13 protein-coding genes and 1 tRNA gene are annotated in these 12,875 nt (G+C 55.0%); 9 read left to right on the top strand and 5 right to left on the bottom strand.

Features of this window, described 5'->3' with window-relative positions:
* Positions 1–33: 33 nt before the first annotated feature.
* Positions 34–1,239, top strand: coding sequence for a molybdopterin-dependent oxidoreductase (locus tag ABD843_RS06685; protein ID WP_345080415.1), 1,206 nt, complete (start codon positions 34–36; stop codon positions 1,237–1,239).
* Positions 1,236–1,631: a hypothetical protein gene (locus ABD843_RS06680; protein ID WP_345080412.1), complete on the top strand. Its 396-nt coding sequence runs from the start codon at positions 1,236–1,238 to the stop codon at positions 1,629–1,631. The genes ABD843_RS06685 and ABD843_RS06680 overlap by 4 nt, the downstream gene beginning before the upstream one ends.
* Before the next feature lie 17 nt (positions 1,632–1,648).
* On the opposite strand, the gene ABD843_RS06675 is transcribed toward ABD843_RS06680, so the two are convergent.
* A complete protein-coding gene (locus ABD843_RS06675) occupies positions 1,649–3,490 on the bottom strand; it encodes an ATP-dependent DNA helicase (RefSeq protein WP_345080409.1) in 1,842 nt (613 codons plus the stop codon).
* 215 nt (positions 3,491–3,705) lie between these two features.
* Here ABD843_RS06675 and ABD843_RS06670 point away from each other — a divergent pair, with 215 nt between their 5' ends.
* Positions 3,706–4,500, top strand: a complete 795-nt coding sequence (locus ABD843_RS06670) for a thymidylate synthase (protein ID WP_345080406.1) — start codon at positions 3,706–3,708, stop codon at positions 4,498–4,500.
* Positions 4,501–4,503: 3 nt separating this feature from the next.
* Here the strand turns inward: ABD843_RS06670 and fabF are convergent, their stop codons facing one another.
* Together fabF and ABD843_RS06660 are read right to left on the bottom strand one after the other, a co-directional pair.
* Positions 4,504–5,748 (bottom strand): beta-ketoacyl-ACP synthase II, encoded by a 1,245-nt coding sequence (fabF, locus tag ABD843_RS06665; RefSeq protein WP_345080403.1) that lies wholly within the window; start codon positions 5,746–5,748, stop codon positions 4,504–4,506.
* Entirely contained in the window at positions 5,745–6,305 is a 561-nt protein-coding gene (locus ABD843_RS06660) for a TetR/AcrR family transcriptional regulator (protein ID WP_345080400.1), read from the bottom strand. Before ABD843_RS06660 ends, fabF begins: the two co-directional genes overlap by 4 nt.
* A 209-nt stretch (positions 6,306–6,514) precedes the next feature.
* Here ABD843_RS06660 and mgtE point away from each other — a divergent pair, with 209 nt between their 5' ends.
* From mgtE to arfB, 3 genes are all read left to right on the top strand, one after another.
* On the top strand, positions 6,515–7,888 hold the full coding sequence (gene mgtE / locus ABD843_RS06655; RefSeq protein WP_345080397.1) for a magnesium transporter: 1,374 nt from the start codon (positions 6,515–6,517) through the stop codon (positions 7,886–7,888).
* Between the two features lie 91 nt (positions 7,889–7,979).
* A complete protein-coding gene (locus tag ABD843_RS06650; RefSeq protein WP_345080394.1) occupies positions 7,980–9,695 on the top strand; it encodes a hypothetical protein in 1,716 nt (571 codons plus the stop codon).
* Complete coding sequence (gene arfB, locus ABD843_RS06645) at positions 9,692–10,138, top strand: alternative ribosome rescue aminoacyl-tRNA hydrolase ArfB (protein ID WP_425575682.1); 447 nt, start codon at positions 9,692–9,694, stop codon at positions 10,136–10,138. Before ABD843_RS06650 ends, arfB begins: the two co-directional genes overlap by 4 nt.
* A gap of 3 nt (positions 10,139–10,141) precedes the next feature.
* On the opposite strand, the gene ABD843_RS06640 is transcribed toward arfB, so the two are convergent.
* On the bottom strand, positions 10,142–10,972 hold the full coding sequence (locus ABD843_RS06640; protein ID WP_345080391.1) for a phosphatidate cytidylyltransferase: 831 nt from the start codon (positions 10,970–10,972) through the stop codon (positions 10,142–10,144).
* Positions 10,973–10,994: 22 nt separating this feature from the next.
* On the bottom strand, positions 10,995–11,531 hold the full coding sequence (dcd, locus tag ABD843_RS06635) for a dCTP deaminase (RefSeq protein WP_345080388.1): 537 nt from the start codon (positions 11,529–11,531) through the stop codon (positions 10,995–10,997).
* A 114-nt stretch (positions 11,532–11,645) separates the two neighbouring features.
* Between dcd and ABD843_RS06630 the strand changes: the two genes are divergently transcribed.
* From ABD843_RS06630 to ABD843_RS06620, 3 genes are all read left to right on the top strand, one after another.
* A complete protein-coding gene (locus ABD843_RS06630; RefSeq protein WP_345080385.1) occupies positions 11,646–12,239 on the top strand; it encodes a DUF5606 family protein in 594 nt (197 codons plus the stop codon).
* Positions 12,240–12,341: 102 nt separating this feature from the next.
* Positions 12,342–12,575 (top strand): hypothetical protein, encoded by a 234-nt coding sequence (locus ABD843_RS06625; RefSeq protein WP_345080382.1) that lies wholly within the window; start codon positions 12,342–12,344, stop codon positions 12,573–12,575.
* Positions 12,576–12,699: 124 nt separating this feature from the next.
* A tRNA-Leu gene (locus ABD843_RS06620) sits at positions 12,700–12,781 on the top strand.
* The last annotated feature ends 94 nt before the right edge of the window (positions 12,782–12,875 follow it).

The following is a 12,875-nucleotide window of genomic DNA, read 5'->3' as shown; positions in this document are numbered from 1 at the left end:
GGGGAATATCATTTACTTTATGGTGTTTTAACCTTGTTCCTGAAACGCATCATCACATATCTCTGTGTGGCGGGCCTTGCGGCTAGCTTATCTGCCTGTGGCAGTAAAAAGGGCAATGCATCTGCTGCCGCAACCGATGCTATGCCTGCCGCTACCGGCATGGTGAAGTATCCCGAGAAAGGAGAGATGCGCCTGCTCACCGACCGTCCCCCGCAACTGGAGACCCCGCTGGAGGTGTTCAAAAAAGATATAACGCCCAATGAGTTCTTCTTTGTGCGCTGGCACCTGGCCGAGATAGTGAGGCGTATAGACGAAGATACCTTTCGCCTGCGTATAGGTGGCGCTGTAGCACACCCGCTGGAGCTGTCTATGAACGATCTCCGTACTAAATTTCCTGCCGATAGCATGGTGGCCCTGTGCATATGCTCGGGCAATTCGCGCGCCAGCTTCGACCCCAAAGTGCCTGGCAGCCAGTGGGGCAATGGCGCCATGGGCAATGCCAAATGGAAGGGCGTGCGCGTAAAGGATATACTGGCCATGGCAGGAGTACAGAAGGGCGCTGTAGATGTATCGTTCGCGGGTATGGACAAGGGTACGCTGCCGGGTGTGCCGGGTTTTACAAAGTCGCTGAGTATAGACCATGCCACCGATGGCGAGGTACTGATAGCCTACGAGATGAACGGCACCCCCATACCGATGCTGAACGGCTACCCGCTGAAGCTAGTGGTGCCGGGCTGGTACGCATCGTACTGGGTGGGTGCGCTGGGCAATATAGAGGTGCACAAGGAAAAGTATAAAGGCTTCTGGATGGAGAAGGCCTACCGCATAGCCAATACCCCCGGCCGCACAGAAAGGCCCGATAGCCTGGTAAAGGAGACCATACCGCTCACCACGGTGCAGTTGCACTCCATATTCGTATCGCCCACAGGGGCAGAGCCGCTAAAGGCAGGGCAGAAATACACACTGGAGGGGCTGACCTTTAACGACGGCAGTGGTATAAGCAGGGTAGAGGTATCGGCAGATGGGGGTAAGACCTGGGCCGCGGCCACTATGGACCCCGAGATAGGCAAATACTCGTGGCGCAGGTGGAAGCATGAATGGACACCCGCCACCACAGGCAGCTACGACCTGGCAGTACGCGCTACCGACAGCAAGGGCAATACCCAACCCGAAAAGCAGTGGAACCGCAGCGGCTATGCACGCGGCTTTATAGAGCATATAAAAGTACAGGCGCAATGATGAGGGCAAGAACATACCTGCTGATAGCGCTCTGCGGCCTGCTGCCGCTGGCCGATGCCTGTACCCGCAATGGCCAGGCCGATGTACCTGCGCCGGAGGAACGGGTAAACAAGACCACGCCACAGCACACATTCTCGCAAAAGGGCAGTGTGCGCCAAATGACCATATGGCCCGAAGAGGTGGCCATGCCCGATGGGCCGGGCAAGACCGAATTCACATCTTACTGCGGCATATGCCACTCTCTGCGGTATGTGACCGAACAGCCGGACTTTCCGCGCAAGACATGGGAGGCAGAGGTGCAAAAAATGGTGGAGAAATATGGCGCGCCCATAGACAGCGCCACCTGTACCAAGATAGTGGACTACCTTATGACGGTAAAAGGGCAGAAATGATCTCTGGACCAAGAACATTACAGGCCACCTCCCTCTCCCAGGGAGAGGGCCGGGGAGAGGCTTCTCATCTCCTTTTGCCTTACCACAAGCATTTCTTTTACTTCCATCCATATACGGGTCTGGCGCAGTACCTTCTGGTATTCCCTTAGCAGGGCCAGGTGCTCATCTACCCATTGCAGGCAGGCGGTAAGTACCTCCTTGTCAAAGTAGGCTGCTGCGGCTGCCAGTCGCGCGGCCAGTTTTTCTTCGTTCGCCTCTGCCAGCAGGGTTTGCAATTGCTTGCCAAAGAGGGCTGCATGTGCCTCGGCGCCGGTGAGGCGTTGCGTTATCTTTTCGTGCAGGGCCAGGTTCTGTTCTTTGGGGCCGCTCCGTACCTTTTGCAGGTCGGGCAGGTGCTGGGCCATAAGCTCCAGCAGCGCACCGAACATGAAACGCTGCTGCAATGCCAGCGCTTTTGCCTTTAGCTCGCTCTCGGCAAGTACGGCATCCAGCTCGTCCTCCTCGTTCTCGTATTGCGAGAACTCCATCACACGCTCATCTACCAGTATATTGTGCAGCTCCAGCGGGCTGCGCAGCACCAGCCCATCGAGCGATGTGCAGCGGCTGAGGGCCACATATACCTGTCCGGGTGCAAAGGCGCGGTTCAGGTCCACAATGGCCTTCTCAAGCGTCAGCCCCTGGCTCTTGTGTACCGTTACTGCCCATGCCAGCCGCAGCGGGAACTGCGTAAAACTGCCCAGCTCTTCCTCCTCCACATTTCCGGTCTGCTTGTTCAGCGTATAGCGTACGCTGCGCCATGTGTCCAGCGGTACCTCTACGGTCTCGCTGCTGTCGGTAAATGATACCTTTATACCACCTGTGCCTATGCCGGCCACCTTGCCTATCTTGCCATTGTAGTAGCGGCGCGGTGTTTGCAGGTCGTTCTTTATGAACATCACCTGGGCACCCTTCTTCAGTTGCAGCAGGCGCTCGCCGGGTATGCTGCGCTCATTCACCTCGCCATTGATGGTGGCCTCGAAGGTGTGCAGGGGGGCATCTATACCATCGAGGGCGCGTTTGTTGATGTCGTCGGCTATGTGGTTGTGGGTGCAAAGCACTATGTAGCCTTCCTCTTGCTGGGTGCCGGGGCGGTAGCGCTCGTTCAGCAGGTCCACATCGCTTTGCAGGGCATTGCCATTTCGTACCCTGTTCAGCAGGTCTATGAAGGTCTGTTCCTTTTGCCGGTATATCTTCTTCAGCTCTATATACACCGGCGGGTATTGCCGTATCACCCAGGAGTCGAAGAAGTAGGGGCCATTATAGAAATGCCCCAGTATGGCATGGTCCTCATCGGTAACCACAGGAGGTAGCTGGTAGGGGTCGCCTATCAGCACCATCTGCACCCCGCCAAAGGGCTGTGTATGATCGCGGCGCACATGGCGCAGCACCAGGTCTATGGCATCCAGCACATCGGCGCGCACCATGCTCACCTCATCTATTATCAGCAGATCCAGCCGGCGAATGAGCTTTTTCTTCATCTCGTTCATGCGCAGGTTGGCCAGCAGCGAGTGCGCATCCTGTGCCTCGGCCATGCCCGTGCCAAAGCCACTCGCTCTGCCGGGGGCAAAAGGCCCGAAGGGTAGTTGCAGAAAGGAGTGTATGGTCTCGCCACCGGCATTCATGGCCGCTACGCCTGTAGGCGCTATCACAGCGCACTGTTTGCCGCAGTGCTCTTTTATATATTTCAGAAAGGTGGTCTTGCCGGTGCCCGCCCGGCCGGTGAGAAAAAGATGCTCGCGGGTATTGGTAACGAATGCCACTGCTTGCCTGAACTGGGTGTTGGAGGTGTCTATCGTCTCTGTATCGGTAAGTGGTAGCATATGGCCGCGCAATAGTACTGATCTTTTGCATTATATGGCCGGGGATGTGCATTTGCATTAAGCCCCTTCCCAGCCCTCCCCGAAAGGGAGGGAGATCGATGTCCGCGCGGTCGCGCGGGGCGTCGCTGCCATAAAGGTACCCGAAAATTCGAAATGCATTCACCGGGAGGGTGGTGGCCCGTACCAGTGAAACTTTACCTAATTTTGCTGCTATCATGCAGGCATATCTCGATCTTCTGAAACACATAATGGATACCGGCGCAGCCAAGAGCGACCGTACAGGTACGGGCACTATCAGTTGCTTTGGCTACCAGATGCGTTTCGACCTGCAGGCGGGTTTTCCTATGGTGACGACCAAGAAGCTGCACCTGAAGTCCATCATATATGAGCTGCTGTGGTTCCTGAAGGGCGATACCAATATAGCCTATCTGAAAGAGCATGGTGTGAGCATATGGGACGAATGGGCCGATGCCAATGGCGACCTGGGCCCCATATACGGCCACCAGTGGCGCAGCTGGACGGGTGCCGATGGCAAAACGCACGACCAGATAAAGGATGTGCTGCACCAGCTAAAGACCAACCCCGACAGTCGCCGCATGATAGTGAACGCCTGGAACGTGGCCGACCTGCCGCGTATGGGCCTCAGCCCCTGCCATGCGCTCTTCCAGTTCTATGTGGCCAATGGCAGGCTGTCCTGCCAGCTATACCAGCGCAGCGCCGATGTGTTCCTGGGGGTGCCGTTCAACATAGCATCGTATGCGCTGCTGACGATGATGATGGCGCAGGTGTGCGGCCTGCAGCCCGGCGAGTTCGTACACACCTTTGGCGATGTGCACCTTTACAACAATCATATAGAGCAGGCAAAACTGCAGCTTACGCGCACCCCCTTCCCCCTGCCTACGATGAGACTGAACCCGGACGTAAAGGACCTCTTCGACTTCAGATACGAAGACTTTACGCTGGAGAACTATCAGTGCCATCCGGCCATCAAGGCGCCTGTGGCAGTGTAGTCTTTATCCCTCGAACTTCCTGAATACCGAGCAGGCTATGTGCCCGCCAAAGCCAAAGGTATTGCTGATGGCATAGATCACTTTGCGTGGCACGGCTCCGCCTGTAGATATGTTCAGCTTGCCGGCATAGCCGGGCTCTACCTCTGTGGTGTTGATGGTGGGTGGCACTACATCGTGTATCACCGATAGCACGCAGGTTATGGCCTCTATAGCGCCCGCGCCGCCCAGCAGGTGGCCGGTCATAGATTTTGTGGCGCTTATGGTGGCATTGGCATTGCTGCCAAATACCCGCTCTATAGCTCTCAGCTCGCTTATATCGCCCGTGGGGGTAGATGTGGCATGTGCATTTATGTGGTCTACCTGGTGAGGGGCTATGCCTGCCTCTTCCAGCACCAGCCGCATACCCAGCACGGCGCCATCGCCATCGGGGTGCGTGCCCGTAAGGTGATACGCATCGGCCGCAAGGCCACCGCCCACTACCTCTGCCAGTATGTGTGCGCCACGCGCCATGGCATGTTCATAGCTTTCCAGCACCAGTGCGCCGGCGCCCTCGCCCAGCACAAAGCCATCGCGAGCCACATCGAACGGGCGCGACGCTTTCGCAGGGTCCTCGTTGTAGGTAGAGAGCGCCTTGGAAGCATTGAACCCGCCTATGGATGTCTCTGTGATAGATGCCTCCGCTCCGCCGGTTATCATCATGTCGGCCTTGCCCCAGCGTATGTAGTTGAACGCATCTATGATGGCCGTATTGCTGGCCGAGCAGGCGGCTGCCGTAGTATAGTTGACACCGCGCAGCCCATGGCGAATGGATATAACGCCCGATGCTATGTTCACTATACGTTTGGGTATGAAGAAGGGGTTGAACCTGGGCGTGCCATCGCCCAGCACATAGGCCCGGTGCTGCTCTTCGAAGGTAGATACACCCCCATCGCCTCCGCCCCATATCACGCCTATGCGGTCGCGGTTCAGCGTGGCAAATTCGACGCCCGCCTGCTGTATGGCCTCATCACTGGCGGCCACGGCATATTGCGTCACAAGGTCGTACTTGCGGGCATCGTTCTTTTCAAAGAGGTGCTGTGCATCGAATTCCTTTACCTCGCATGCAAAGCGTGTTTTGAACTTCGATGCATCGAAACGGGTTATGGGGCCTGCGCCGCTGGTGCTATTCAGCATGGCGGCCCAGAAGGCCTGTACATTGTTGCCTATGGGTGTCACTGCGCCCATACCTGTTATCACTACTCGTCTCATATGGCTTGTTTTGTGAGTTCTTCTATTATGGCTTTCTGTACTCTTTCTATGTCGGCCGCACCGGTAAGGCGTGCCAGCTGCACTATGGCCAGCATATTAGTTATCACCATCATGGCCTTGGTACGCGGCGCAGTGCCGAAATGGAAGGTGCCCTCTCTTTGTCCATCGGCCAGTATGCCAGTTATCCAGTTCAGTACGCTTTCTGCAAATAGCCTTAGTTCCTGCTGTATGGGTTCGTCCAGCGTATTGAAGGCGGTGGACAGCGCACCTACCAGGCATACCTTGTTCTCGGCGTTGATGCGCGAATAGTTTTGCAGGAACCACAGCAGCCTATCCAGCGGCGCAGCATTTGCCAGTTCCTGTTGTATAGCCTCCAGCTGCGCCATGTGATACTGTATGGTGGCCACACCCAGGTCGCTCTTGGCCGGGAAATAATAATGTATGGAGGCCGTTCGTATACCTACGCTGTTCGATATGTCCTTATAGCTAAAGGCATTGTACCCTATTTCGCGTATGTACTTATCGGCAGCGGCTATTATGGTGTCGCGGGTGGTCATGTAAAAAGATGTGATCGCAAATGTATCTATCTATTAGTAGATAGTCAAATTTGCAGATAGATATATTCTATGGCTTGTGCCCAATAAGAGGGGTACAGAAAAAATAACATACTCAACGGATAATAACCATAACTTTGCATGCTTTTTAAGCGGTCGGCCCAGGTGTGGGCGGCCATTCGGGAACAAGATCTAACCACACATGAGCGGCAATGCTGGCAGAGGAACTGAGGGAGAGAATTCTGGAGGGCGACCTTACAGATGTGTTGCAGCACCGCAGCGGGGATGAAGACTACCCTGCTGAGGTAGCCCGGCTATTGCAATCGCTGGAAGATGATGAGACCATCACTGTCTTCCTTTCCCTGCCCGAAGACCTGCAGGTAAAGACATTCCCCTTCTTCGACCACCTGCTGCAGCGCAACATACTGGATGAGCTGCCTAAGGCTCAGATATCGGCCATACTGAACGCCCTGGAGTCGAACGACCTTATCGCCTACTTCGAGTCGCTGGACGGGGTCGAGGTGACCGAGTTCCTGAACCTGCTGAACGACAAGAACCGCCTGGCCACCTACGACCTGCTGGGGTATCCCGAGCAGAGCGTGGCGCGCCTCATCAATACAAAATTCACCACTGTACGCAAAGAATGGACACTGGGCCAGGCCATAGAGCATATACGCCGCTTCTATACCGATACCCCTGCTGCCAACGTGATATTCGTGGTAGACAATAACGGCAAGCTGGTGGACGACCTGCACATACGCAAGCTGGTACTGAACGACCCCGCCAAGAAGATAGAGGACATAATGGACGGCTACTATGTGAAGCTGGACATGCAGGACAAGATAGAGGACGCCATACAGAAGTTCAAGGAGTATGACCGTGTGGCCATACCTGTGACCAACAACAACAATGTGGTGATGGGTGTGGTGACCATTGACGACGTGATGGACGAGGCCGAAGAGCAGGACACGAAAGACATGCAGCAGTTCGGTGGTGTGGAGTCGCTGGACCTGCCCTATGTGAAGACAGGCTTCTTTACCATGATACAGAAGCGCGCCGTATGGCTCATCATCCTGTTCATAGGCGAGCTGTTCACGGCCACGGCCATGGCCTTCTTCGAAATGGAGCTGCAAAAGGCCATAGTGCTGCAGTTGTTCATACCCCTCATCATATCCAGCGGGGGCAATACGGGCTCGCAGGCGGCCACCCTCATCATACGCGCCATGGCTCTGAAAGAACTTTCCTACCGCGACTGGTGGTATGTGATGCGCCGCGAGATACTGTCGGGCATTACGCTCGGTATCATACTCGGTTTCATAGGCTTTGTGCGCATAGTGCTGTGGCAGTACCTGGGCTGGTACAACTATGGCGAGCATTTCAACTGGGTGCTGGTAGGTCTTACGGTATCTATATCGGTGATAGGTGTGGTGCTGTGGGGTACCCTATCGGGCTCTATGATCCCTATGATCCTCAAGCGCTTCAACCTCGATCCCGCTACGTCTTCGGCCCCCTTCGTGGCCACCCTGGTAGATGTGACGGGCCTTGTCATCTACTTCAGCATAGCTGCCATGCTGCTGGGCATATAGCCCCTCCCGACCTCCCCGAGGGGAGGAGTTGTTTCCGTATATAGTGTGCCGTGGCGCAATTAGTATATTTGCCGGTATATACATACCCATTTTGCAGCAGCGGTCACATAGCCCTTCTCCCATCACGCCTGTAAAGGCGGGCATGCTGTTCGTATGCCTGTGGGCGCTTATGTTCGTGCTGTACCTGCCTGCGGCAAAGGCAGGCTTCGTTTCCGACTTCACCGGCTGGCTTCAGCAGGTACGCTACCGCCCCTTCTGGGAGTACATGAACCGCTCGGGCTTCAAGGTAGTGAGCATGTACCAGGGTACACAGTTCGTTACATGGGTCTACTACCAGCTGTTCGGCGCCAGCGAGTGGGCATGGCATATATTGTTCATTACCCTGCATACTGCCAATGCTACCCTGCTGTACATACTCTGCGCCACTCTGCTGCGCGATGCCGGGGTAGAGCAGTACAGGCCCATAGGCTATACAGGCGTGGTGCTGTTCTGTGTTTCGCCCTATGTGAGCGAGGTAGTGGTGTGGGAGCCGTCTTTTCACTACCTGCAGGGCCTGCTCATACTGCTGCTGGTACTGGTGTGGGTACAGCGCTACTGCTATACAGGCGAGCGCAGGTATGTGTGGTATGCCTGTGTGGCCTACCTGTTCTCTATCCATACGCTGGAGGTCTTCTACATCACGCCATGGCTGGCGCTATCGCTGGGGTGGTTCTACAAGGGGCAGTTGCCGCAGGGCAAGGCTATGTTCGGCCGTGTGGCACGATATTTTTTCCTGCCCATGCTGCTGCTGTTCGCGCTGCGCCTGCTGGAGTACCGCCTGCTCTATGGCGACTGGGTGTCGCGTATAGGCTCGCAGACGGTGCTATCGCTGCAGGATGCCGGCCTGGGCAAACCGCTGAAATATCTTTTTCACCTGCTACCGCTGGGCAGGTACCTGCCCGCAGAGTGGCATATAGGCAGTGCATCTATGGGCGATCTGCGCAGCAATATCTATGCCTTTTGCGATTCGGGTGTGGGTATGACAATGTTCTATGGTGGATGTGTATCATGCTTTGCATGGGGGCTGCTGCGCTATGGCAAAATGAGCGGACGGGCAAAGGTAGCGCTGCTGTTGGGGGTATGGACCTTCATAGCGCTGCTGCTGATAACGCCGCTCTGGTTCGGCGATCTGCTGCTTATCGTGTATGACAGGTATACCTATTTTACTATACCCTTCCTGTTCATGCTGGTAGCCATAGGTATATGGAGCATAAGGGGTCGGTATGTGCGCGTGGCATTGCTGGTGGTACTGCTGCTGGCCAACCTGCGCTACACTATACAAGTGAACAGGTATTGGGGCAAGGGCGCCCGCATAGTGGACCGCCTGCTGCACCACCTGCCCGAGACCGGCGACAGAACGGTGATATTGCTGAACATGCCTGAATCTATGCATGGCGCACCCATGATGAGCGCCAGCGACCCCAGCGAGTACAAGCTGATGCGCGACCTGCTGGTGCCTGAACGGCCCATAAAAGGCAAGGTATACGATGCCCTCTCCTTCAATATGGTGACGCCCGACGATGGCGCACACGCGCAGGTACTGAACGACAGTACCATACGCGTAAAGCTGAACCAGTACGGCACATGGTGGTGGTACCAGGCCATGGGTGGGCATGACTATGAAAATGAGGATTACAAGCTACGGATAAACCCCGGCGGCGATTATGACCTGACGCTGAAGAAGCCGGCCAATGGGTACATCCTCTTTTACCAGGTGGGCGACAAGTGGAAGCAGGTGGATATGAGCAAGACCTATGAACAGTATTGATACATGAGGTAGCTTTGCACCGCAAAAAGATAGACCCCATGAACATAGACCTATCCTCTGAAATAGTTTACAGAACATCGCGCAGCGGCGGCAAGGGCGGCCAGAACGTGAACAAGGTAGAGACCGCAGTAGAAGTGCTTTGGCATATAGCATCCTCGCGCTTCTACACGCCGGAAGAAAAAGAACTTATAGCCGCCAGGTTGGCCGGCCGCATCAATAGCGAAGGCTACCTGGCCGTGCGCAGCACCGAGAAACGATCGCAGCTAGAGAACAAGCATGTGGCCGTAAAGAAGCTGCACGAACTGGTAAAGCGCAGCCTTGTAGTACCAAAGAAGCGTACCGCCACCCGGCCCACTGCAGCATCGAAAGCTGCGCGGCTGGATAACAAGAAGCGCGAAGGCCGCAAGAAAGAGATGCGCCGCCGCCCCGGGGCGGATGAATAGGCCCTACATGAACCAATTGACGTAAACGAACACCACGGGTGCGGCCACTATCAGCGAGTCGAAGCGGTCTAGTGCGCCACCGTGGCCGGGCATCATATTGCCGCTGTCCTTCACATCGGCCATGCGTTTCAGCTTCGATTCCAGCAGGTCGCCCAGCGTACCCGCTACGGCAGTGAGCAGCGACAGCATCACCCAATCGACCATACGGTAAGTGTGCGAAAGGTAGCCATACACAGCCGCCGCTATTATGGTCAGCAGTGCGCCGCCCGCAGTGCCCTCCCACGTCTTCTTTGGCGATATGGGTGAGAACGGTGTTTTGCCTATGAAGGAGCCCACTATATAGGCCATGGTATCGTTTATCCATATCATGGCTATGAGGGCTATGGGCAGTGCCATATCGTGCAGGCGCATATTCACCAGCAGTATCATGGGCAGAGTGATGTAGAAGAGCCCGCCTATGCTCTGCATCAGCGCCATTAGCGCAGTGCGTTTGAAGAGGGTACACACCATCATCAGCACAGGCACCACCAGCGGCAGCGTGCGGAAGATGCCCCACAGTATGGCCTCGGCAGTATCATAGCCGCGCAGCGAGAAGGTGAGTATGATGATGAGGGACAGTGCATGTATCACCGGTGGCAGCCAGCCGGGCCACAGGCTTTCCTTATCTATCTTCTGCATCAGGCGGAAATAGTCGCGCAGGCACAGTACATTGATGAGGCATACCAGGCACAGGAAGGGCCACTCCAGCGGCCACAGCAGGCCGGTGAGCATGATGGCGCCAAATACTATCGCGCTACCCGTACGCTTGTAAAAGGTGGGCATGTTCAGCGCCATATCTACAATAATTAACTGGTGGTTAGAATTTGTTTTTCCACATCATGCTCTCTACGGGCTTCATGTTGCGGCCATTGTATTTTGCCCCTTCCTTATTGTTGTACTTGTTCTGTACCTCGCCATCTACTGGGAAGTATATGAGCTGGCCTATAGGCATGCCCGCGTATATGCGCACAGGCTGCACGCACGATATCTCCAGTGTCCAGGCGTTGCAAAAGCCTACATCGCCCTTGCCGGCAGTGGCATGTATGTCTATACCCAGCCTGCCGGTAGACGATTTTCCTTCCAGGAAGGGTACATGTGCATGTGTCTCAGTGTATTCCATGGTCACGCCCAGGTACAGTATATTGGGTTGCAGTACATAGCCCTCTTCAGGTATCTCGAAGTGGGTTATCTGGTTGTGTTTGCGTGCATCCAGCGCGGTATCGTTGTACATGGCCAGGTATTTGCCCAGGTGCACATCGTAAGAGTTAGAGCCCAGCTTTGCCCTGTCGAACGGCTCTATGACAATAGTTCCCTTTGCTATTTCTTCCAGTATTCTTGTATCTGAGAGGATCATGTCGCAAATATATAATATTCCATATCCTTTTGAGGCCGGGAGGCAACTTTTTTGGTCGGGGGTACATCTGATAAGTATAAAAATGATATTTTTGCTGCCTTTTCAAAACATATTATGGAATACAGAGAAATAGTAGCAGTAACGGGGCTTAGCGGTTTGTACCAGTTGCTGGCCACCAAAAGTGATGGCGCCATAGTGCGCAGCGTGGCAGAGAAGACCACCAAATTCATATCGGCGCGCCAGCACAATGTGACGCCGCTGGAAAGCATAGAGGTGTATACCACCGGCGACAATGTGCGTCTGCAACTGGTGTTCCAGAAAATGATGGAACAGGAGGCGGCATTTCCACCTGCGGCCGTAAAGACCAACGATAATGGCGCCATAAAGGCATACTTCAAGAACATATTCCCCGAATTCGACGAAGAGCGCGTGTATGTGAGCGATATGAAGAAGATGCTGAAATGGTTCGAGATACTGAGGGCCAACGACCTGCTGAACTTCGAAGAGCCTGCTGCCGAAGAGGCGCCTGCCGAGGCCGCCCCTGTAGCTGCCGAAGCGCCTGCCGCCGAAGAAGCACCGGCAGAGAAGCCTGCCAAGAAGGCCGCCAAGAAGAAAAAGGCCGATACAGAGGAAGGTGCCGGCGAGGAAGCGCCTGCAGAGAAGCCTGCCAAGAAAGCAGCGCCCAAAAAGAAGAAGACCGAAGAGTAAGCAGCATACCTGTGTAGCTGCCCGGCACATTGATATAGAGGCGCTTTCTTTTAATGGAATACTTTTATATCTTTAACCCGGACACCCTAAATGTATTTGCCGATGAAAAGAATATTACTCCTGTTCCTTGCGTGTATGTCGCTGGTGCTGGCAATGACCGGCTGCAGAATGCGATACGAGACCGGCTCGTCGTACAAGATGTCGCCCAAGGACGGTGCGCGCAGGACCCATCGTCACTATGGCGCCAGTAAGAAGATAAAGCCGCGCAAAGAGATATGGGGCCGCAAGCATTATGGGCCACGTCCGTACCGCCACCGCGGCAGGTACCGCTACTAGGCAGTTACATTAATTACAGATATTCGCAGCCGGGCCAACGCCCGGCTGCTCTTTTTTGAGCTGTCGGTATTTTTACGCGCCAGTGGTTTTATTGGCCAGATGTCATTACCTTTGCGCTCCCTGAGCGGGTGTGGTGAAATTGGCAGACACGTCAGACTTAGGATCTGATGCTTTGCGGCATGGGGGTTCGAGTCCCTCCACCCGCACAAAAGCAGGAACGGTGCGCAGAAACAGTGCGATGGCCGTTCCTGCTTTTTTCTTTTATACCTGCCTGTTTCTCGTCATTCACTTATGCTTTTA

Origin of the sequence: Nemorincola caseinilytica (assembly GCF_039540515.1) — a bacterium.
GTDB lineage: Bacteria > Bacteroidota > Bacteroidia > Chitinophagales > Chitinophagaceae > Nemorincola > Nemorincola caseinilytica.
This window is presented reverse-complemented; position numbering and strand designations above follow the sequence as displayed.